The following is a 20,300-nucleotide window of genomic DNA, read 5'->3' on the forward strand; positions in this document are numbered from 1 at the left end:
CGCCGTCCGCGGTGCGCCCCGCGCACCAGTCAGGACCCCGAGGTACGCATGCAGACAGACGGACAGCCCCTGCCGGGGGTCTCGTACGTGATGCCGGTGCTGAACGAGGTGACCGAGGTGCGTGCCGCCGTCGGCAGCCTGCTCGAGCAGGACTACGCCGGCCCGTTCGAGGTCATCCTGGCACTCGGTCCGTCGATCGACGGCACGAACGAGCTCGTCGCCGAGATGAGCGCCGCCGACCCCCGGATCCGGGCGATCGAGAACCCGGTCGGTTCGACGCCCGCCGGGCTCAACGTGGCGATCCGGGCGTCCGTGCACCCCGTGGTCATCCGGGTCGACGCGCACTCGGTGCTCCCGACCGACTACACACGCGTCGCCGTCCGCGTGCTGAACGAGTCGGGCGCGGACAACGTCGGTGGGATCATGCACGCCGAGGGGCGGACGCCCTTCGAACGCGCCGTCGCCCACGCCTACGGCAGCCGCGTCGGTCTCGGGGGCACGCCCCACCACGTCGGTGGCAAGGCCGGACCGGCCGAGACCGCGTACCTCGGTGTCTTCCGGCGGGACCGGCTGTTCGAGGTCGGGCTCTTCGACGAGGGCATCAAGCGCGGGCAGGACTGGGAGCTCAACCGTCGTCTGCGGCAGACCGGTGGCACCGTGTGGTTCACGCCGGAGCTGGTCGTGACCTACCGCCCTCGCCCGAGCCTGCGCCGACTCGTCCGGCAGTTCGTCGCCACGGGGCTGTGGCGCGGCGAGCTCGCCCGCCGCTTCCCGTCGAACAACGGCGTGCGCTACTTCGTGCCCCCCGCGATGGTCACGGCGGTCGCGCTCGGGCTCGTCGCCGGGGTCGTCGGCGTCGTGGGCGCCCTGCTCGGCAGCCCGCTGGCGTGGGCGATGACCGGATTCGCCGTCCCCGCCGTGTACCTGCTCTTCGTCGTCGTCGGCTCGGTCGTCGTCGCGCGGCGCTCGGGGCTCGCGACCCTGCTCTGGCTGATCGTGGTGCTGCCGTGCATCCACGTGGGGTGGGGTGCCGGCTTCGTGGTCGGCTTCCTGACCCGGACCTCCGAACTGACCACCCACACGGGACGGTGACCTGGACCCTTGACCGACGACTCCACCGCACGCGGCTCCGCCCGTCCGACGTCCATCGCCGAGCTCCGCGCGGTCGCGCAGCCGGACGAGGTCCGTTCGCGAGCCAACGCCGAGCACTGGACCGCCTCGCTGTACCTGCGTGACGTCTCGCCGTACCTGACCTGGGTCCTGCTGAAGACCCGCGTCAGTGCCAACCAGGTCACCGGGCTGATGATCCTCGTGGGGTGGAGCACCGCCGCGGCGCTGCTCGTCCCGGGGATCTGGGGCGCGCTGCTGGCACTCGTGCTCGGGCAGCTGCAGATGCTCGTCGACTGCTGCGACGGCGAGGTCGCGCGCTGGCGGGGGACCCGGTCGCCCGCCGGGGTGTTCCTCGACAAGGTCGGGCACTACACGACCGAGGGACTGATCCCGATCGCGCTCGGTGTCCGGGCGGCGACCTGGCCGGTGCAGGGGGCTGACTGGATGTGGACCACGATCGGCTGCGCGCTCGGCCTGGTCATCGTGCTGAACAAGGCGCTCAACGACATGGTGCACGTCGCCCGCGCGAACGCCGGACTCGCGAAGCTCGTGGACCGCCGGGACGCGGGCACCGCGCCGTCCGGCCGTCGACTGGCAACGCTCCGCCGGGCCGCCCGGTTCCTGCCGTTCCACCGCCTGTACCACTCCGTCGAACTGACGATCCTGGCGTTCGTGTTCGCGCTCATCGCGCTCGTGGCCGGTCACCCGCTCGCCGACCGTGTGCTCGTCGGCGCGCTGCTCCCGCTCGCCGTGCTCGCCACCGCCGGGCACTTCCTGGCGATCATGTCGTCGAAGCGGGTCCGCGCGTGAGCCAGGGCACCGTCCGTCGGCACGCCGCCCCGTATCGTGGACGCCCGCGCATCGCCGTGGTGGTCCTGACGCAGGGCACCCGGCCCGCCGACCTGCGACGCGGGATCGACAGCGTGCTCGCCCAGCGGGACGTCGACCTGGACGTCGTGTGCGTCGGCAACGGCTGGGAGCCGACCGACCTGCCCGCAGGGGTCCGTGCGCTCGCGCTGCCGGAGAACCTCGGGATCCCGGCCGGACGGAACGCGGGGGCCGAGGTCGTCGACGGCGACCACGTGTTCTTCCTGGACGACGACGCCTGGGTGCCGTCGGACACCTTCCTGCGCGACGCCGTCGAGATGCTCGACCGCGACCCGTCGCTCGGCCTGGTCCAGCCGCGGGTCGTCGACCCGACCGGTGCGGCCAACCCGCGGCGCTGGGTGCCGCGGATCCGGAAGGGCGACGCCGCCGACTCGTCCCCGGTGTTCTCGGTGTGGGAGGGCGCGGTCGTCCTGCCGATGGACGTCTACCGGGCCGTCGGGGGATGGGGCGCCGAGTACTTCTACGCGCACGAGGGCATCGAGCTCGCCTGGCGCGTGTGGGACGCCGGACGCCGGGCCTGGTACGCCGGGGACCTCGTCGCGAACCACCCCGCGATCGACCCCGCCCGCCACACGGAGTACTACCGCCTGAACGCCCGGAACCGGGTCTGGCTCGCCCGACGCAACCTGCCGGCACCCCTGCGTCCGCTGTACGTGGGTTCGTGGGCAGCGATCCAGGTCGCGCGGTGGTGGCGACACCCGGCCCGCCTGCGCACCTGGTTCGCCGGCGCCCGGGAAGGCTGGACGTCGGACTGCGGGCCGACCCGCACGATGGGGTGGCTGACCGTCGCCCGCATGACGCTCGCCGGGCGCCCGCCCGTCGTCTGAGTCCGATCCGATCGCCCGAGGAGCACCATGCCGATCATCCGTGACGCCACGACCGCCGTGCGGCTCGTGCAGCGTCTCCTGCGGTCCCGTCGGAGTCGCCAGCAGCTCGCGCGCCGCCTGCGGACGCAGTCGCGACTCGCGCCGGGGTCCGTCGAGATCGCCGTGTACTTCGCGGACGGACCGGTCAACATGTACCAGGTGCGGCAGTGGTACGCCCCGCTCGCCGAGCTCGCGGCCGAGCACCCGGTCGCGATCCTGTCCCGGAGCCCCGGCACGATGCTCGCCCTGCTCGACGAGTCGCCGGTGCCGGTGGTCTACGCCCGCCAGGTCGTCGACCTCGAGCGCTTCGTCGACGAGCAGGCACCGAAGATCGTCCTGTACGTCAACCAGAACGCGCGCAACTTCCAGATGATGCGGTACGGGCGGATGTGGCACGTCTTCGTCAACCACGGCGAGAGCGACAAGATGTACATGACCACGAACCAGTTCAAGGCGTACGACTACGCCCTGATCGCCGGGGACGCCGCTCGGGACCGGCTCGCGGACGCGCTCTGGGACTACGACCTGGACCGCCGGACGATCGCCATCGGGCGCCCGCAGGCCGACCACTTCGCAGGCAACGTGCCGTACCCGGAGGACGACCGGACCGTCGTGCTCTACGCCCCCACGTGGGAGGGCGACCGTGCCGCGGCCGCGTACGGGTCGATCGCGAGCCACGGCGTGGAGCTCGCCGAGCGGCTCCTGGCGTCCCCCCGGCACCGGCTCGTCTACCGTCCACACCCGCGGAGCGGCGTGCTGGACGCGGACTACCGCGCCGCCCACGAGCGGATCGTCGCCGCGATCAGCGCCGCCAACGTCGCCGACGCCACCGCGCACCACGTGTACGACGACGGCCCGGAGCTCGGCTGGCAGCTCGCCGCGGCGGACGTCGCGATCACCGACATCAGCGCCATGATCTACGACCGGCTCGCGGTCGGGAAGCCGCTGATCGTCACCCGCCCGGTGGCGAGCGGTGCGGACGTCGACGAGCGCGGGTACCTGTCGGACGCGAACTGGTTGCTCGCAGACCAGGCCGGGGACGTCGTCGCCCGGGTCGACGCCGCCGCGAACGACGCCGAAGAGCTCGCGAAGCTGCGGCACTGGGTCGAGCGGTACTTCGGGGACACCGCGCCGGGCGTCGCGACCCGACGCCTGCACGAGGCCGTCGACCGGCTCGTCGCGCGGTGGCACGACGTCGCCGCGGAGCACCGGGCCGGCTGAGCGCTCCGCCGCGGGTCTGGGGGAGCGGTCCGCCCGGCGGCCGGAGGCGCAGCCGACCGAGTGCTGTCGGGTCACGGCGCGGCGCCCCGGTACGTCAGGCCGCACGGCGGTCCCCGACCAGCGACATGCGCCACAGGTACTCGGAGCGGTCCGGGCGTCGCCAGCGGACGACGACGACACCGGTGTCCTCGGGGTCGGCGCCGAAGACCGCGATGGACAGGGACCGTCCCGGGTCGAGCTGGTTCACCGCGAGCGGCGGGCAGTACCCGTTGCCGAGGTGCGTCAGCGAGATGGCGTGGAGGGGTTCGGATCCGGTGTTCACCAGGTCGTAGCGACGAGGTGCCCGGGAACGATCGACGGTGAACGGGACTGCGTAGGCCGTGGTCGGGTGGTGCATGCCGGTCACGCTAGGGGGAGGGTCCGACGTCGGGGCCGCTCGGGCCGCGGTGGGGCTGGCGCCTGTGCAGGGGGTCGGTCGGGGAACCGGGTGTGGAGGAGGGAGCGGGTCAGACGCCGTAGTCGGCGGCGTACGCGGCGAGGGCCTTCTCGATGGTGTCGTCGAGCTGGAGACGGCCCTTGTCGAGGTACAGCCCGCGGTCGCAGAAGCGGCGCAGGTCCTTGTCGCTGTGCGAGACGAAGAACAGCGTGCGCCCGCCAGCCAGGAGCTCCTCGATGCGCTTGTAGCACTTCTCACGGAAGGCCTTGTCGCCGACGGCCAGGACCTCGTCGACGAGGATCACCGGTTCGTCCAGGCGGGAGATCACGGCGAACGCGATGCGCACCTTCATGCCGCTCGACAGGTGCTTGTACGGGGTGTCGACGAAGTCCGCGATCTCGGCGAACGCGATGATCTCGTCGAAGGCGTCGCGGATCTCGGCCCGGCTCATCCCGTGCAGCCCGGCCGTCAGGAAGACGTTGTCGCGGACCGTCAGGTCGCCGACGAACCCGCCGGTGATCTCGATGAGCGGGGCGACACCGGCACCCACCCGCACCCGCCCCTCGTCGGGGAGCATGACCTGCGCGACGAGCTTGAGCAGGGTGGACTTGCCCTGGCCGTTCCGACCGACGACACCGATCGCCTCGCCCGGGCGGACGTCGAACGACACGCCCCGGAGCGCCCAGAACTCGTCCGCGCGCTTGCGGCGGGAGCTCCCGGCGAACAGGTCCTTGAAGCTGCGGCTCGCCCGACGGTTCCGCTTGAACCGGATGCCGGCGTCGCGCACGGAGATCACGGGGGCGGTGGTCGCCGCGCGCTCGCGGGGCTCGGTCGAGGTCATCACAGCTCCTTCAGGACGCGGTGCTCGCTGCGGCGGAACACGACCAGGCCGACCGCGAGGACGACGATCGTGACGAGGACGGACACGAGCACCTCGAACCAGTTCAGCTGGTTCGGGAAGAACGCCGAGCGGTAGATGCCGAAGATGCCGCTCAGCGGGTTGAGCGCCGCGAGGTCGCGCAGCTTCTCGGGGAGCGCGGTCGTGCCGTAGATGATCGGCGACGCGTAGAAGAAGAACCGCAGCACGAGCTTCACCGCGCGCTCGAGGTCGCGGAAGAACACCACGAGCGGCGCCACGATCAGGCCGATGCCGTAGACCAGGCCGGCCTGCAGCAGGATCGCGAGCGGGTACAGGGCCAGGCCCCAGTGGACGTGCGCCCCCGTGGCGATCGCGAAGACCGCGAGCACCGGCAGGCTCAGCAGGAACTCGATGCCCTTCGACGCGTTGACGCGCGCGACCCAGATGCTCCGGGGGATGGTCGTCGAGCGGATCAGCTTGGCCTCGCTCGTGAACGCCCGGGTGGAGTCCGAGACGGCACCGGTGAACCACATCCACGGGAGGAGCGCCGACAGCAGGAACACGATGTACGGCTCTTCGCCGACCTTGCCGCGGTGGAACACCTGCGTGAAGACGAACCAGTAGATCGCCGACATGACGAGCGGGTCGAGGATCGACCAGAGGTAGCCGAGCGCGGACGTCGAGTAGCGGACCCGCAGGTCGCGGGAGGTCAGCAACCACAGCGCATGCCGGTAACGGCGTACCGCGCCCCGGTTCACCAGGGGGCCGGCGGTCCGGGACGCGGTCTGCGCACTCGCTGTGGTCACGGTGTCCCTTCGGGCGGAACCGCCCAGGGGGTCATGACGGTTCAGGCGAACAGGTCGTTCGCGCGCTCGAGGTCTTCCGCGAAGTCGATCTCGACGGCGTACAGGTCGGAGATGTCGACCGGCGACCAGCGTAGCCCGTCCTCGGCGATGGCAGCCTCGATGCCGCCCTCGAAGTACTCCTGGTCGTCGACGCGCCCGAGCTGACGGATGAGCGCCTGCTTGTCGGCCGACGAGACGTAGTTGATGCCGACCGCTTCGCCGAGACCGCCGACGACCTGCTTCGACAGCTTGTGGATGCATCCCTGCGCGTCCACCGTGTACTTGACCTCTTCGTCGGAGACCTTCTCGGTGTTCACGCTGACGAAGGACCGGTCCTGGTCCATCATGTCCGCGGCACGGACGAGCGCGCGAGGATCGAAGACGACGTCGCCGTTCATCCAGAGGACGCCGCCCTTGCCCGTGGCCTTGAGCGCACGGAGCAGGGACTTCGAGGTGTTCGTGGAGTCGTAGGACTCGTTGTAGACGAAGTTCGCCTCGGGGAAGGCCTCGACGATGTACTCGGACTTGTAGCCGACGACGATCGTCACGCGGGCGCTCGAGCCGAACGCGGCGCGGATGTTGTCGAACTGCTGCTGCATGATGGTGCGGCCGTCGCTGAGTTCGGTCAGCGGCTTCGGCAGGCTGCGCCCGAGGCGGCTGCCCATCCCCGCTGCGAGGATGACGATCTGCGTGGTCATGCTGGTCCCTTCCGGTGTCCGCCCGCGCGCCCCGTGGGGCACGGGCGGGCCTCGTCGAGTCTGCTCGCTCCAGGTCTGCGTTTCCCGTGAACGCGCCGCTCCCGCGCGGATCGGCACGGGGCGGATCGGCAGGGCGGACGGTCTCGGGGCCCGTTCTGAGCAGGTTTCCAAGTGGTGAACACTCCGTCGTGCCCTGGTGAATGATACGGAACGAGTCGGGATCGGGGTACGGCATCGTCCGGTTCGTGCCCGATTCGTGACCCGGGCGGCGAGCGTGTCCCGCCGTGTCCGGAACCCGTTGGTACGGTGGAGCGGTGGCAGCGGCAGATGACGACGACGTGTACGTGACGTCCGACGCTGCGTGGATGACCGAGGTGGACGATGCCGAGGGGGACGCCACCGACGACGACTTGGGGGACGGGGATGCGCGCGACGCCTCCGCTGGTGACGGCATGACCGACGACACGACGACGACGGTCAGCGACCCGGCGGTGACGGAGCCTGCCACGGCGAGCACGATCGCGGCGAGCACGACCGCCGCGGGCCCTTCGCCCGCCAGCCGTCCGGCGCCGCGCAAGGGCAAGGGGCGCGGGCGCGTCACCCGACCGGTCCAGACCGCCGCCGTGCGCGACGACGCAGCAGCGGTCCGCGACGCGACGACCGCGTCCGCGCAGCCCGAGGCATCCGAGCAGTCCTCCGCGGCCCCGACGGCGGCGCACGACGCCGGCACGACCGCGGCGCAGAAGAAGAAGCGCGTGCCGAAGCGCCAGCCCGCCGCCCGCGAGACCCCGGCCGCGACGAAGACCCCGCAGCAGCCCGTGGTGCTCCGTGCGAGCGGCCTCGTCAAGCGGTACGGCCAGACCCTCGCGGCGGACGAGGTCGACCTCGAGATCCGCCAGGGCTCGATCTTCGGCGTCGTCGGCCCGAACGGCGCCGGCAAGACCACCACGCTGTCGATGATCACCGGCCTGCTGCGCCCCGACGCCGGCACCGTCTCGGTGCTCGACCACGACGTGTGGTCCGACCCGACGGCCGCCAAGCGCGACCTCGGGGTCCTGCCCGACCGGCTCCGGTTGTTCGACCGGCTGACCGGCGCGCAGCTCCTGCACTACTCCGCGACGCTCCGCGGGCTCGACGGTGCGACTGCCCGGCAGCGCAGCGCCGACCTCGCCCAGGCGTTCGGCCTCGGTGAGGCGCTCGGGCGCCAGGTCGCGGACTACTCCGTCGGCATGGCGAAGAAGATCGCCCTCGCCGCGACGCTCATCCACTCGCCCCGCGTCCTGGTCCTCGACGAGCCGTTCGAGTCCGTCGACCCGGTCAGTGCCGCGACGATCACCGAGATCCTGCGTCGCTACACGCGCGGCGGCGGCACCGTGGTGCTCTCCAGCCACTCGATGGAGCTCGTCCAGCGCACGTGCGACTCGGTCGCGATCATCGTCGGCGGCAAGGTCCTCGCCTCCGGCACGATGGCCCAGGTCCGCGGTCGTCGGAGCCTCGAGGACAAGTTCGTCGAACTCGCGGGCGGCCGCGTCGTGGCAGAGAGCATGGAATGGTTGCACAGCTTCTCCGACTGAGGGTCGACCTGCTCGCGGGCGGTGTCCGCGGGGGAGCCCGGCAGTCGGTCCTCGTCGTGCTCGGCAGCCTGCTCGGCCTCGTCGCCGCGGTGTTCGTCGCCGGTGAGCTCCTCGGACTCCGGTCCGCGCCCGTCGAGATCGCGCGCTCCGTCGCGGTGCCGGTCGGGGCGTTCCTCGCGGTCGCCTTCACGGTCGTGCCGCTCGTCGTCGGCGGGACGGACCAGTTCGACCCCCGACGCTTCACCGTCTTCGGCCTCGACCGTCGCCAGCTCGCGGTCGGTCTCGGTGTCGCCGGGCTCGTCGGCGTGCCCGTGCTCTCGGTGGCGATCGTCGCGGTCGGGCAGGTCGGGGCGTGGTCGCGCTCCGGCGGGCTCGGCGTCCTGGCGGTCCTCGCCGCGCTCCTCGGGACGCTCACCTGCGCCCTGCTCGCCCGTGTCGGCTCCGCCGTCGGTGCCGCCCTGATCGGCCCCCACCGCTCGCGTGACGCCGGGTGGCTCGCCGCCCTGGTGGTCGTCGTGCTCGGCCTGCCGGTCGTGTCGCTGCTCGTCCGCGGCCCCTGGACCGACGCCACGAGCGCCGAGGCCTCCCGCGTGGCCGACGTCGCCGGGTGGACCCCGTGGGGTGCCGCGTGGGCGGTGCCCGCCGACGTGGCGAGCGGCCGGGTCGGCGAGGGGGTGCTCAAGCTCCTCGTCGCGCTGGTCACGCTCGGGCTCCTCGGACTCGCCTGGTGGGCCCTCGTCGGGCGTGCGCTCGAGACCGTCGACGGTCGTGCCACGGCTCGTCGCTACCGCGGCCTCGGTTGGTTCGCGCGCCTCGGGTCCACCCCGGTCGGCGCCGTCGCGGCCCGTGCCCTGACCTACTGGGCGCGGGACCCCCGGTACCGCATGTCGTACCTGGTGATCGTGTTCGTGCCGATCGTGGTGATCCCGCTCGGGGTCGCCGGGGTGCCGTGGCACTGGACCGCCCTCGTGCCGCTGCCGCTGATGGCGCTCATCGCCGGGTTCCTGCCGCACAACGACGTCTCGTACGACAACACCGCCGTCTGGCTGCACGTCGCCTCGGGAGCGCCCGGGTGGAGCGACCGCCTCGGTCGGCTCGTCCCGCTGCTCGTCGTCGGGCTCCCCGCCGTCCTGCTCGGCGCGGCGGTGTCCGCGCGGCTGTTCGGCGACTGGACGGCCTTCCCGCTCCTGGTCGGCGTCGCCGGTGGGGCGCTGCTCGCGGGCCTCGGCCTGTCGAGCGTCGTGTCGGTCCTGCTGCCCTACCCGACGGTCCGTCCGGGCGACCACCCGTTCCAGCAGCCCCAGGCCGCCGGCACCACGGCCGCGGTCGCGCAGACGACCATGGTGGTCGGGATCCTCGTCGCGGCGATCCCCGCGGTCTGGCTCGCGGTGCTCGCGCTGACCGACGGGCCCGAGCCCTGGGCGGTGCTCACGCTGCTGGTCGGCCTGGGCGTCGGTGCGGTCGTCCTCGTCGCGGGGGTGGCCCTCGGCGGTCGACTCTTCGACCGGCACGGACCGGACCTGCTCGCCGCCGCCCAGCGGAACTGACCCGAGCGACTCGACCCGCGCACGCCGTCCGGATCAGCCCGATCCGCGCTCCCGACCCGGCGCAACCCGACCCGAGCGCCGACCGGCGCGGCCGACGCGACCGCATGCCGGACGGGAGGCGCGTGCCGGCCCCGCCACGATCCTCCCGTCCGATGCGTCGGCAGCCGCACCGTCGTACCCTGGAGCCATGAGCATGACGGAACCCGGCGGCGGCCTCGACGTGATGGACCGCGAGCTCGAGAAGCTCCTCGAGGAAGAGGCGATCGAGCCCGGCGACCACGAGCGGTTCTCGCACTACGTCAAGAAGGACAAGATCCTGCAGTCCGCCCTGACGGGGAAGCCCGTCAAGGCGCTCTGCGGCAAGAAGTGGATCCCCGGTCGCGACCCGGAGAAGTTCCCGGTGTGCCCCGACTGCAAGGCCATCTACGAGAAGATGCGGGCCGAGTAGCGCCGCTCAGATCACGAGCGTCGGGATGGCCGGGTCGCCCCGACCGATCCGTGACGCGTCGACCGGCAGCTCTGCCTTCGCACGCTTGTGGTGCGCGCGGGCGGCCTCGACACCGGCGACCCCGGTGAAGGCGGGGTCGACCTCGCCGTGGTCGACCACGGGCACCAGGAGCGGCCGCTCGTCCGGGCCGACCTGTCCGGTCGTCAGCACCACCTCGGCCGTTGCGACCCCGTTCCGGAGCCGTCGACCGGCTTCCTTGCGGCCACCGGTCGAGGCCTTGTCGGTGGACTTCTTGGCCACCGGCACCCAGTCGCCACCGCCGGTGGACTCGTGCGCGACGAGCTTGAACACCATGCCGGCGGCGGGGTGCCCGGAACCGGACACGACGCTCGTACCGACGCCGTAGGAGTCGACCGGGGCGGCCCGGAGCGCGGCGATCGTGTACTCGTCGAGGTCGTTCGTGACCGTGATCTTCGTCGCCGGGGCGCCGAGCCGGTCGAGCTGTGCCCGGACCGACGCGACGACGGACGGCAGGTCGCCGCTGTCGATGCGCACCGCGCCGAGTCGGCCGTCGGTCAGGCGGACGGCGGTCTCGACCGCGGCCTCGATGTCGTAGGTGTCGACGAGCAGGGTCGTGGCGTCGCCGAGGGCGTCGAGCTGTGAGCGGAACGCGGCCTCCTCCGAGTCGTGCAGGAGCGTGAACGCGTGCGCGGCGGTGCCCATCGTCGGGATGCCCCAGGTGCGCCCCGCCTCGAGGTTGCTCGTCGCACCGAACCCGGCGATGTACGCGGCCCGGGCGGCGGCGACCGCGTTCCACTCGCCTGTCCGGCGGGAGCCCATCTCCGCCAGCGGCCGGCCGTCCGCCGCGGAGACCATGCGGGCGGCGGCGCTCGCGATCGCGGAGTCGGCGTTGTGGATGCTCAGCGCGAGGGTCTCGAGCACGACGGACTCGGCGAACGTGCCCTCGATCTGCAGGATCGGCGAGTTCGGGAAGAAGACCTCGCCCTCGCGGTAGGCGCGGATGCTGCCCGTGAAGCGGTAGTCGGCGAGCCAGGCCGCGGTGCCCTCGTCGATGACCCGGCGGTCGCGGAGGAACCCGATCTCGGCGTCCCCGAACCGGAAGTCCGTCAGCGCCGTGAGGAACCGTCCCAGCCCCGCGGCGACGCCGTACCGGCGGCCGTCGGGCAGCCGGCGGGTGAAGACCTCGAAGACGCACCGTCGGTCGGCGGTGCCGTCCTTGAGGGCGGCGTCCACCATGGTGAGTTCGTACTGGTCCGTGAGGAGCGCGCTGGTCACCTCCCCGACACTACCCAGCAGCGGCCTGGAGGCGCGGGGTGCTTCCGGCAGGTCGGCCGCGGTGGGTGTGGGGGCCGACTGGGCGTGCGGGGAGCGCGAGCGGGCGGGAGGTGGGGGAGCGCGAGCGGGGAGCGCGAGCGGGCGGAAGGTGCGGTGCGGCTGGCGGTGGTGGCGCGGTTTCCGCCCGTTCGCGTGGGGGCGGTCGCGGGGGTGGTCGGGAGTGGGGCGTGGGGCGGCCCGCGGGTGTGCGGGCGTCGGTACGCTGGGGCCGTGACGGATGCACCGATCGGAGTCTTCGACAGCGGGGTCGGTGGACTCACGGTGGCCCGGGCGATCATCGACCAGCTGCCGCGCGAGAGCATCCGCTACGTCGGGGACACCGTGCACTCGCCGTACGGCCCGAAGCCGATCGCCGACGTCCGCCGCTACGCGCTCGAGGTCATGGACGACCTCGTCGACCAGGGCGTCAAGGCGCTCGTGATCGCGTGCAACACCGCCTCGTCCGCGGTGCTCCGGGACGCGCGCGAACGGTACGAGCAGGCGTACGGCATCCCGGTCGTCGAGGTCATCCAGCCCGCGGCACGCGCCGCCGTCAAGCAGACCCGCACGGGGCGGATCGGCGTGATCGGCACGGTGGGCACGATCGCCTCGCGGGCGTACGAGGACGCGTTCGCGGTCGCGGCCGACGTGACGCTCTCCCTCGCCGCCTGCCCGCGCTTCGTCGAGTTCGTGGAGGCGGGGGACACCTCGTCGCCGGCGCTCCGCGAGGTCGCCGCGCAGTACCTCGCCCCGATCCGGGCGGCGGACGTCGACACCCTGGTCCTCGGGTGCACGCACTACCCGCTGATGTCCGCCGCGATCCAGTACGTCATGGGCCCGGACGTCACGCTGGTGTCGAGCGCCGAGGAGACCGCGAACGACGTCTACCGACGGCTCGTCGAGCACGGCCTCGAGCGGACCGCCGCCGAGCCGCCCACGTACTCGTTCGAGGCCACCGGCGAGGACCGGAACGGCTTCATCCGACTCGCACGCCGCTTCCTCGGTCCCGAGGTCTCGAGCGTCGGACACCTCCAGACAGGGGCCATCACGTTGCCCCGCACCGAAAGGACCCCATGAGCACCCGCATCGACGGCCGCAGCGCCACCGACCACCGTCCCGTCACCATCGAGCGGGGGTGGAGCACGCAGGCCGAGGGCAGCGCACTCATCTCCTTCGGCAACACGAAGGTGCTCTGCACCGCGAGCTTCACGAACGGCGTGCCGCGGTGGCTCGCCGGCAAGGGCACCGGCTGGGTCACCGCCGAGTACTCGATGCTGCCGCGCTCGACGAACGAGCGCATGCAGCGCGAGTCGATCAAGGGCCGGGTCGGCGGCCGGACGCACGAGATCTCGCGGCTGATCGGGCGCTCGCTCCGCGCGGTCATCGACACGAAGGGCCTCGGCGAGAACACCCTCGTCATCGACTGCGACGTGCTGCAGGCCGACGGCGGCACCCGCACGGCGTCGATCACCGGCGCGTACGTCGCGATGGTCGACGCGATCGAGTGGGGCCGCGACAAGGGCTTCATCGCGAAGAAGGCCACCCCGCTCACCGACAGCGTGCAGGCGATCTCCGTCGGCATCGTCAAGGGGGAGCCGATGCTCGACCTCGCCTACACCGAGGACTCGGCGGCCGACACCGACATGAACATCGTCACGACCGGCTCCGGCAAGTTCATCGAGGTGCAGGGCACGGCTGAGCACGCGCCGTTCGACCGCGAGGAGCTGAACACGCTGCTCGACCTCGGCCTGGCGGGCAACGCCTCGCTCGCGGCGATCCAGCGCGAGGTGCTGGGGCTGTCCTCGTGACCGGGCGCAGTGTCGTCCTCGCGACCCACAACGCCGGCAAGGTCGTCGAGCTGCGGGACATCCTCGGCGACGCGCTCGGCCGCGGGGTCGAACTCGTCGGCTACGACGGACCGGAGCCCGTCGAGGACGGCGACTCGTACGCGGCGAACGCGCTCATCAAGGCGCGTGCGGCGGTGGCGCACACGGGACTGCCGGCGCTCGCCGACGACTCCGGGATCGCCGTGGACGCGCTCGACGGCGCCCCGGGCATCCACTCCGCGCGCTACGCCGGGACCAGGGTGGACGCGGACAACATCGCGCTGCTGCTGCAGAACCTGGAGGGCGTCGTGGAGCGGACCGCCGCGTTCGTCTGCGCGGCGGCGTTCGTGACCCCGGACGGGACCGAGCACGTGTTCGAGGCGGTCTGGAACGGCGAGGTGACGACGGAGCCGATCGGCACCGGCGGGCACGGCTACGACCCGGTGTTCCGGCCGGACGACGCGGACCGGACCTCGGCCGAGCTGACGCGCGACGAGAAGAACGCCCTGTCGCACCGCTCGAAGGCCTTCCGGGGCATCGCACCGATCGTCCGCGAGTACTTCCAGGCCTGACGCCCCCGGGCACACGAGACGCCCCCGAACGCACGAGACGCCCCCGGCAACGGGGGCGTCTCGACGGTTCGGGGGCGTCTCAGTCCGTCAAGGCCGTTCCCGCTCGGCCTCGGCCTCGGCGGCGTGCTTGGCCTTCCGAGCGGTCCGCCAGTAGTGCAGGCCCGCGGGCACGACCGTGACCAGCACCGCGAGGATGAGGATCACGTCGATGTAGTTCCGCACGACGTAGGCGATCGGCGGGATGTACCCGAGGAAGTACCCGAGGAAGGTCACCCCGACGCCCCAGATGACCGCGCCGATCGCGTTGTACAGCGAGTACTTCTTGTAGTTCATCCGCCCGACCCCGGCCGCGATCGGCAGGAAGGTCCGGACGACGGGCACGAAGCGCGCCAGGATCACGGCGAGCGGGCCGAAGCGGTGGAAGAACGCGTTCGTGCGGTCGACGTTCTCCTTCGAGAACAGGCCGCTCTCCTTGCGCTCGAAGATCGGTGGGCCGGCCTTCTTGCCGATGTAGTACCCGAGCTCCCCGCCGAGGAACGCCGCGGCGCCGATCATCAGCGCAGCGACCCAGATCGGGATCCCGCCGATCTGGCCGCCGCGGTCGAAGGCGAACAGACCGGTGATCACGAGCAGGCTGTCACCGGGGAAGATGAACCCGATCAGCAGGCCGGTCTCCGCGAAGACGATCCCGCAGACGACGAGCACGGCGATCGCGCCGAAGTGGTCGAGGATGTACTGCGGGTCGAGCCAGGGGATGAGGGCGAGGGGAAGCGCGTGCATGGTTCTTCCGGTCGAGGTCGGGGTCACGGGGGACACCCGCTCGACGAGGGTACCGCCCAGTCCCTGTCGAACCATCCCCCGGGAGACTGATGCGCCCCGCCCTGGTGCGGAAGGAGGGACTCGAACCCTCACGCCTGGGGCACAGGAACCTAAATCCTGCGTGTCTACCGATTCCACCACTCCCGCGAGCAGCGGCAGTCTACCGAGCGTGACCGGCGGGGCGGACGGGCACCGATCCTCCAGACCGGATCGCGCGCCCGACCACCTGCGTCACCGCAGCCTGCGGGGCAGGTACCGCGGCACGTACCGCAGCAGCACCCCCGCGCCGACCAGCCCGAGGACCCCCATCACCCCGCTCGCGAGCGCGAGCGACGCGACCGCGGTCACCCCCGAGATGACCAGCGGCGCCGCCGCCGACCCGAAGTCGCCCGTGAAGCGCCACGCGCCGAGGAACGGCGCAGGTTCCCCGCGGGGCGCGAGGTCCGCGCCGAGCGTCATGAGGATGCCGGAGCCGACGCCGTTCGCGAGCGACATCCCGATCGCGATCGCGACGAACCAGCCGACGCGGGCGTCCAGGTGCCCGCTCCACGCGAGCAGGAAGTAGCTGACCGCGAGGCCGAGCATGCACGGCAGGGCGCTCGCCAGACGCCCCCAGCGGTCCATGATCTGCCCGCTCGTGTAGAACAGCGCGAAGTCGACGGCACCCGCGATGCCGATCACGAGCGCCGCGGTCGAGTCGTCCATGCCGACGCTCACCGCCCAGAGCGGCAGGATCACCTGACGGCCGGCACGGAGCGCGCCGATGAGCGCGGCGCCGCTGCCGAGCCGTGCGAGGACCCCGCGGTGCTCGCGGAGGGTGCGGAAGAGGCCCTGTGCCTCGCGCTGCACGAACTGCGCGCCGGTGTCGGTGGGCGGTTCGAGCGGGTGGCGGACGTCTGCCCCGTCGGCTGCGGTCGGCGCCGTGGTCGCGTCTGCCGGCCGGGAGGATCGTGGCGGCACCCGCAGACCGCGTGTGCCCGTCGCGGGGTCGCGCAGGACGAGCAGGACGACGGCCGCGGCCAGGCAGCAGGTCACGTGGATCCAGAAGGCGCTCTGGGTCGTGCCGGTGAGGTGCACGACGGCGGCGGAGATGAACGGTCCGACGAAGTAGCCGAAGCGGAAGACCCCGCCGAGGCTGGACAGGGCGCGGGCGCGGATCCGGAGGGGGATCGCGGTCGTCATGTACGCGTGCCGGGCGAGGGCGAACACCGCGGTCGAGACGCCGACCAGGAACACCCCGACCGCGAGGACCCAGGGGTTCGGCGCGACGGTGCAGACGATGAGCCCGACGACCGAGACGACCGCCGCGCCGATCATCGCGTTCCGCTCGCCGATCCGGCCGACGACGATCCCGGAGGGCACGTCGCCGATGAGCTCCCCGACCAGGATGAGCGCGGCGACGAAGCCCGCGAACGCCAGGCTCGCCCCGAGCGACGACGCCGCGATCGGGATGATCGGGATGATCGCGCCCTCGCCGATCGCGAAGAGCGCCGCGGGCAGGAAGCCCGACAGCAGCACGCCCCGGAAGTCGAAGGCGTCGTTCCTGGTGCTCGTCATCGTCGAGCCACGGTACGCCGGTCCCGGAGTTACCCTGGACGCATGCGTGTTCTGGCGGCGATGAGCGGTGGGGTCGACTCGGCGGTGGCCGCGGCACGGGCCGTCGACGCCGGGCACGACGTGGTCGGCGTGCACCTGGCCCTGAGCCGGATGCCCGGGACGCTCCGCACCGGCAGCCGGGGGTGCTGCACGATCGAGGACTCGATGGACGCCCAGCGCGCCGCCTCGGCCCTCGGCATCCCGTACTACGTGTGGGACTTCTCGGCGCGGTTCAAGGAGGACGTCGTCGACGACTTCGTCGCCGAGTACCAGGCCGGTCGGACCCCGAACCCCTGCATGCGCTGCAACGAGCGGATCAAGTTCGCGGCGCTGCTCGAGAAGGCGCTCGCGCTCGGGTTCGACGCCGTCTGCACGGGGCACTACGCCTCGATCGTGACCGGGTCGGACGGTGCCCGCGAGCTGCACCGGTCGGCGGCGTGGGCGAAGGACCAGTCGTACGTCCTGGGCGTGCTCACCGCGGAGCAGCTCGAGCACGCGATGTTCCCGCTCGGGGCCACCCCCTCGAAGGACGAGGTCCGGGCCGAGGCGGCCGCGCGCGGGCTCACGGTCGCGCAGAAGCCCGACTCCTACGACATCTGCTTCATCCCGGACGGTGACACCCGCGGCTGGCTGGCCGACCGCGTCGGGACCGCCCCCGGATCCGTGGTCGAGCGCGACGGCACGGTGGTCGGCGAGCACGAGGGTGCCACGGGCTACACGGTCGGGCAGCGCCGCGGGCTGCACCTGGGCCGGCCGGCGCCGGACGGGAAGCCCCGCTTCGTGCTCGAGATCCGCCCGAAGGACAACACCGTCGTCGTCGGCCCGAAGGAGGCGCTCGACGTGTCCTCGCTCGCCGGGTCGCGGTACACCTGGGCCGGGTCCGCGCCGGCCGACCCGACGGTGCCCTTCGCGTGCGAGGTGCAGATCCGGGCGCACGGCGACCCAGTGCCGGCGACCGCCCGGGTGGAGGACGGTGCGCTCGTGGTGGACCCCGACGAGCCGCTGTCGGGTGTCGCCCCCGGGCAGACCGCGGTGGTCTACGTCGGCACCCGGGTGCTCGGGCAGTGCACCATCGACCGGACGGTGTCCGCGGTCCCGGTCCCCGCCTGACCGTCGCTGCGTCCCGCGGTGCGCCGCGCCGGGGCGCGGTCGTCGCTGCGTCCCGCGTCGGCGGTGCACGGTAGAACTGACGCATGAGCGAGACCGACGCCACGTTCGAGACCATCGACCCGGACGACCTCGACGCGGCCCAGGCCCAGCGCGAGGTCGACCGGCTGCGCGTGCGCATCAACGAGCTGCGCGACCAGTACTACGAGGGCAACGGCTCGACGGTCTCCGACGGCGAGTACGACGGGCTCGTGCACCGCCTCGACGCCGTCGAGCAGCGGTTCCCGGACCTGCTCACGCCGGACAGCCCGACGCAGACCGTCGGCGGCCAGGCGCAGACCGTGCAGTTCGCGCCGGTCGAGCACGCCGAGCGGATGCTGAGCCTGGACAACGTGTTCAGCCCCGACGAGCTGACCGACTGGGCCGTCAAGGTGCAGCGGGACGCCGGCGCCGAGCGCGTGCGGTTCCTCACCGAGCTGAAGATCGACGGGCTCGCCATCAACCTGCGGTACGAGCACGGACGGCTGGTCTCGGCGGCGACCCGCGGCGACGGCGTGGTCGGCGAGGACGTCACCGGGAACGTGCGGACGATGGGCACGATCCCGGACCGGCTCGCCGGCACCGGGCACCCGCCCCTGGTCGAGGTGCGGGGCGAGATCTTCTTCCCGGTCGAGCAGTTCGACGAGCTGAACGCCCGGCAGCGCGACGCGGGGGAGCGCGTCTTCGCGAACCCGCGGAACGCCGCGGCGGGGTCCCTCCGGCAGAAGGAGGAGGGCAAGTCCGAGGCGAAGCGGGCGCTCATGGTGGACCGCCTGCAGCGCCTGCGGATGCTCGTGCACGGGATCGGTGCGTGGCCGGTGCGGGAGCTCGAGTCCGAGACCGACGTGCACGCCCAGTCCGAGGTGTACGAGCTGCTGCAGACGTGGGGTCTGCCGACGAGCACGCACTACCGGGTGTTCGACACCATCGACGAGGTGCAGGCGTTCGTCCGTGACTACGGCGACCGCCGGTCCTCGGTGGAGCACCAGATCGACGGCATCGTGATCAAGGTCGACGACCTGGCCCTGCACGAGGAGCTCGGGTCGACCTCGCGGGCGCCGCGGTGGGCGATCGCCTACAAGTACCCGCCGGAAGAGGTCCACACGAAGCTCCTCGACGTGGTCGTCAGCGTCGGGCGCACCGGCCGGGCCACCCCGTTCGCCGTCATGGAGCCGGCCGAGGTCGCCGGGTCGGTCGTGCGCCAGGCGACCCTGCACAACCAGGACGTCGTCAAGGCCAAGGGCGTGCTCATCGGCGACACGGTCGTGCTCCGGAAGGCCGGCGACGTCATCCCCGAGGTCCTCGGCCCGGTGGTCGAGCTCCGCGACGGCAGCGAGCGCGAGTTCGTGATGCCCGAGAACTGCCCGGAGTGCGGCACGCCGCTCCGCCCGGCGAAGGAGGGCGACAAGGACCTGCGCTGCCCGAACGCCCGCAGCTGCCCGGCGCAGGTGCGCGGTCGTGTCGAGCACATCGCGTCCCGCGGTTCGCTCGACATCGAGGGCCTCGGCGAGGTCGCCGCCGCCGCCCTGACCCAGCCGCTCCACCCCGAGACGCCGCCGCTCGTGACCGAGGCCGGGCTGTTCGACCTGACGATGGAGGACATCGTCGGGATCGAGGTCATCGTCCGCGACGCCGAGACCGGCATGGAGAAGACCGACGAGGACGGCACCCCGAAGCGTGTGACGCCGTTCAGCCGGGCGCGCAAGAAGACCGACCCGCCGTTCGACTCCGACGCCCGCGGCGCGGACCACACCGGCGCGCCGAGCCGGTACCCGTCGAAGAACGCGTTCGAGATGCTCGCGAACATCGACGCCGCGAAGACGAAGCCGCTCTGGCGCATCCTGGTCGGCCTGAGCATCCGGCACGTCGGACCGGTCGCCGCGCGTGCCCTCGCGAACCACTTCGGCTCGCTCGACCGGATCCGCGAGGCCTCTCGCGAGGACCTCGCGGCGGTGGACGGCGTCGGTGGGATCATCGCGGACGCCCTGATCGACTGGTTCGCCGTCGACTGGCACCGCGAGATCATCGACCGCTGGACGGCCGCCGGCGTGCAGTTCACCACGCCCGACCACCCGGGGCCCGGTGCCGCGGTGGAGGGCGGCGTGCTGACCGGCCTGACGGTCGTCGCGACGGGGTCCCTCGAGGGGTACACCCGCGAAGGCGCGCAGGAGGCGATCATCGCCGCGGGCGGCAAGGCCGCGTCGAGCGTCAGCAAGAAGACCGACTACGTCGCCGCCGGCCCCGGAGCCGGGTCGAAGCTCACGAAGGCCGAGCAGCTCGGCGTCCGGATCATCGACGCGGAGCAGTTCCGGCTGCTCGTCACCGAGGGGCCGGACGCGATCGCGCCGGAACCCGAGCCGGAAGGCGAGACCGCCGAGCCCGAGGCCGCCGCGCCGGACACCGCCGCGGACTGACCCAGCACGGTCTCCGGGCCGGACCGGGGTACGCCACACCCCGGTCGGTACCCAGTTCGGGGCACAAGTTGCAGCGTGCATGCCGCTCCGCGGCCATTCT

19 protein-coding genes and 1 tRNA gene are annotated in these 20,300 nt (G+C 72.3%); 12 read left to right on the forward strand and 8 right to left on the reverse strand.

What is annotated here, in order from left to right; translation table 11 throughout:
• The first annotated feature begins 48 nt into the window (after positions 1 to 48).
• Genes LQK89_RS04570 through LQK89_RS04585 form a run of 4 tightly spaced genes read left to right on the forward strand, consistent with a single transcriptional unit; the run spans position 49 to position 4,085 of the window.
• Entirely contained in the window at positions 49 to 1,092 is a 1,044-nt protein-coding gene (locus tag LQK89_RS04570; RefSeq protein WP_231050332.1) for a glycosyltransferase family 2 protein, read from the forward strand.
• 9 nt (positions 1,093 to 1,101) lie between these two features.
• On the forward strand, positions 1,102 to 1,920 hold the full coding sequence (locus LQK89_RS04575) for a CDP-alcohol phosphatidyltransferase family protein (protein ID WP_144802362.1): 819 nt from the start codon (positions 1,102 to 1,104) through the stop codon (positions 1,918 to 1,920).
• Positions 1,917 to 2,825 (forward strand): glycosyltransferase family 2 protein, encoded by a 909-nt coding sequence (locus LQK89_RS04580; protein WP_231050333.1) that lies wholly within the window; start codon positions 1,917 to 1,919, stop codon positions 2,823 to 2,825. The genes LQK89_RS04575 and LQK89_RS04580 overlap by 4 nt, the downstream gene beginning before the upstream one ends.
• A gap of 27 nt (positions 2,826 to 2,852) precedes the next feature.
• A complete protein-coding gene (locus LQK89_RS04585) occupies positions 2,853 to 4,085 on the forward strand; it encodes a CDP-glycerol glycerophosphotransferase family protein (RefSeq protein ID WP_231050334.1) in 1,233 nt (410 codons plus the stop codon).
• Between the two features lie 94 nt (positions 4,086 to 4,179).
• On the opposite strand, the gene LQK89_RS04590 is transcribed toward LQK89_RS04585, so the two are convergent.
• The 4 genes from LQK89_RS04590 to LQK89_RS04605 all read right to left on the reverse strand — a co-directional run bounded on the left by LQK89_RS04590 (position 4,180) and on the right by LQK89_RS04605 (position 6,923).
• On the reverse strand, positions 4,180 to 4,482 hold the full coding sequence (locus tag LQK89_RS04590) for a hypothetical protein (protein ID WP_144802355.1): 303 nt from the start codon (positions 4,480 to 4,482) through the stop codon (positions 4,180 to 4,182).
• Positions 4,483 to 4,591: 109 nt separating this feature from the next.
• Complete coding sequence (locus LQK89_RS04595; protein WP_058741505.1) at positions 4,592 to 5,362, reverse strand: ABC transporter ATP-binding protein; 771 nt, start codon at positions 5,360 to 5,362, stop codon at positions 4,592 to 4,594.
• Positions 5,362 to 6,186, reverse strand: a complete 825-nt coding sequence (locus tag LQK89_RS04600; protein WP_411914192.1) for an ABC transporter permease — start codon at positions 6,184 to 6,186, stop codon at positions 5,362 to 5,364. Before LQK89_RS04600 ends, LQK89_RS04595 begins: the two co-directional genes overlap by 1 nt.
• A 41-nt stretch (positions 6,187 to 6,227) precedes the next feature.
• Positions 6,228 to 6,923, reverse strand: a complete 696-nt coding sequence (locus LQK89_RS04605; RefSeq protein ID WP_058741506.1) for a phosphocholine cytidylyltransferase family protein — start codon at positions 6,921 to 6,923, stop codon at positions 6,228 to 6,230.
• A 314-nt stretch (positions 6,924 to 7,237) separates the two neighbouring features.
• Here LQK89_RS04605 and LQK89_RS04610 point away from each other — a divergent pair, with 314 nt between their 5' ends.
• From LQK89_RS04610 to LQK89_RS04620, 3 genes are all read left to right on the forward strand, one after another.
• On the forward strand, positions 7,238 to 8,497 hold the full coding sequence (locus LQK89_RS04610; protein WP_231050335.1) for an ABC transporter ATP-binding protein: 1,260 nt from the start codon (positions 7,238 to 7,240) through the stop codon (positions 8,495 to 8,497).
• A complete protein-coding gene (locus LQK89_RS04615; protein ID WP_175326687.1) occupies positions 8,473 to 10,044 on the forward strand; it encodes an ABC transporter permease in 1,572 nt (523 codons plus the stop codon). Before LQK89_RS04610 ends, LQK89_RS04615 begins: the two co-directional genes overlap by 25 nt.
• 187 nt (positions 10,045 to 10,231) lie before the next feature.
• A complete protein-coding gene (locus LQK89_RS04620; RefSeq protein WP_114848987.1) occupies positions 10,232 to 10,492 on the forward strand; it encodes a DUF3039 domain-containing protein in 261 nt (86 codons plus the stop codon).
• A gap of 6 nt (positions 10,493 to 10,498) precedes the next feature.
• On the opposite strand, the gene LQK89_RS04625 is transcribed toward LQK89_RS04620, so the two are convergent.
• Positions 10,499 to 11,749: a nicotinate phosphoribosyltransferase gene (locus LQK89_RS04625; RefSeq protein ID WP_231050745.1), complete on the reverse strand. Its 1,251-nt coding sequence runs from the start codon at positions 11,747 to 11,749 to the stop codon at positions 10,499 to 10,501.
• Between the two features lie 309 nt (positions 11,750 to 12,058).
• Between LQK89_RS04625 and murI the strand changes: the two genes are divergently transcribed.
• From murI to rdgB, 3 genes are read left to right on the forward strand one after another with little or no spacing between them, the layout of a single operon-like run.
• On the forward strand, positions 12,059 to 12,904 hold the full coding sequence (murI, locus tag LQK89_RS04630; protein WP_174778675.1) for a glutamate racemase: 846 nt from the start codon (positions 12,059 to 12,061) through the stop codon (positions 12,902 to 12,904).
• Positions 12,901 to 13,635, forward strand: a complete 735-nt coding sequence (gene rph, locus LQK89_RS04635; protein WP_058743126.1) for a ribonuclease PH — start codon at positions 12,901 to 12,903, stop codon at positions 13,633 to 13,635. Before murI ends, rph begins: the two co-directional genes overlap by 4 nt.
• On the forward strand, positions 13,632 to 14,225 hold the full coding sequence (gene rdgB / locus LQK89_RS04640) for an RdgB/HAM1 family non-canonical purine NTP pyrophosphatase (protein WP_174778674.1): 594 nt from the start codon (positions 13,632 to 13,634) through the stop codon (positions 14,223 to 14,225). Before rph ends, rdgB begins: the two co-directional genes overlap by 4 nt.
• A gap of 87 nt (positions 14,226 to 14,312) precedes the next feature.
• Here rdgB and LQK89_RS04645 read toward each other — a convergent pair whose 3' ends face one another.
• The 3 genes from LQK89_RS04645 to LQK89_RS04655 all read right to left on the reverse strand — a co-directional run bounded on the left by LQK89_RS04645 (position 14,313) and on the right by LQK89_RS04655 (position 16,601).
• The gene (locus LQK89_RS04645; RefSeq protein ID WP_058743128.1) at positions 14,313 to 15,005 is read right to left on the reverse strand and encodes a DedA family protein; all 693 of its coding nucleotides are present in this window, start codon (positions 15,003 to 15,005) and stop codon (positions 14,313 to 14,315) included.
• Positions 15,006 to 15,107: 102 nt separating this feature from the next.
• Positions 15,108 to 15,191, reverse strand: a tRNA-Leu gene (locus LQK89_RS04650).
• Between the two features lie 84 nt (positions 15,192 to 15,275).
• A complete protein-coding gene (locus LQK89_RS04655; RefSeq protein ID WP_231050336.1) occupies positions 15,276 to 16,601 on the reverse strand; it encodes an MFS transporter in 1,326 nt (441 codons plus the stop codon).
• A gap of 42 nt (positions 16,602 to 16,643) precedes the next feature.
• Between LQK89_RS04655 and mnmA the strand changes: the two genes are divergently transcribed.
• Positions 16,644 to 17,750 carry a tRNA 2-thiouridine(34) synthase MnmA gene (gene mnmA, locus LQK89_RS04660; protein ID WP_152999589.1) on the forward strand — a complete coding sequence of 369 codons (1,107 nt, stop codon included), beginning with the start codon at positions 16,644 to 16,646 and terminating at the stop codon, positions 17,748 to 17,750.
• Between the two features lie 83 nt (positions 17,751 to 17,833).
• Positions 17,834 to 20,200, forward strand: a complete 2,367-nt coding sequence (ligA, locus tag LQK89_RS04665; protein ID WP_231050337.1) for an NAD-dependent DNA ligase LigA — start codon at positions 17,834 to 17,836, stop codon at positions 20,198 to 20,200.
• Positions 20,201 to 20,300 lie beyond the last annotated feature (100 nt).

The organism is Curtobacterium sp. C1 (assembly GCF_021049325.1).
GTDB classification, from domain to species: Bacteria; Actinomycetota; Actinomycetes; order Actinomycetales; family Microbacteriaceae; genus Curtobacterium; species Curtobacterium citreum.

Excerpts from the sequence above, each read along its gene's own strand:
- ligA (WP_231050337.1), top strand. The coding sequence starts at position 17,834 with ATGAGCGAGACCGACGCCACGTTCGAGACCATCGACCCGGACGACCTC.
- LQK89_RS04655 (WP_231050336.1), bottom strand. The coding sequence starts at position 16,601 with ATGACGAGCACCAGGAACGACGCCTTCGACTTCCGGGGCGTGCTGCTG.
- LQK89_RS04605 (WP_058741506.1), bottom strand. The coding sequence starts at position 6,923 with ATGACCACGCAGATCGTCATCCTCGCAGCGGGGATGGGCAGCCGCCTC.
- LQK89_RS04585 (WP_231050334.1), top strand. The coding sequence starts at position 2,853 with ATGCCGATCATCCGTGACGCCACGACCGCCGTGCGGCTCGTGCAGCGT.
- LQK89_RS04615 (WP_175326687.1), top strand. The coding sequence starts at position 8,473 with ATGGTTGCACAGCTTCTCCGACTGAGGGTCGACCTGCTCGCGGGCGGT.
- LQK89_RS04570 (WP_231050332.1), top strand. The coding sequence starts at position 49 with ATGCAGACAGACGGACAGCCCCTGCCGGGGGTCTCGTACGTGATGCCG.
- LQK89_RS04645 (WP_058743128.1), bottom strand. The coding sequence starts at position 15,005 with ATGCACGCGCTTCCCCTCGCCCTCATCCCCTGGCTCGACCCGCAGTAC.
- LQK89_RS04625 (WP_231050745.1), bottom strand. The coding sequence starts at position 11,749 with ATGGTGGACGCCGCCCTCAAGGACGGCACCGCCGACCGACGGTGCGTC.
- mnmA (WP_152999589.1), top strand. The coding sequence starts at position 16,644 with ATGCGTGTTCTGGCGGCGATGAGCGGTGGGGTCGACTCGGCGGTGGCC.
- LQK89_RS04590 (WP_144802355.1), bottom strand. The coding sequence starts at position 4,482 with ATGCACCACCCGACCACGGCCTACGCAGTCCCGTTCACCGTCGATCGT.
- rph (WP_058743126.1), top strand. The coding sequence starts at position 12,901 with ATGAGCACCCGCATCGACGGCCGCAGCGCCACCGACCACCGTCCCGTC.
- LQK89_RS04595 (WP_058741505.1), bottom strand. The coding sequence starts at position 5,362 with ATGACCTCGACCGAGCCCCGCGAGCGCGCGGCGACCACCGCCCCCGTG.
- LQK89_RS04620 (WP_114848987.1), top strand. The coding sequence starts at position 10,232 with ATGAGCATGACGGAACCCGGCGGCGGCCTCGACGTGATGGACCGCGAG.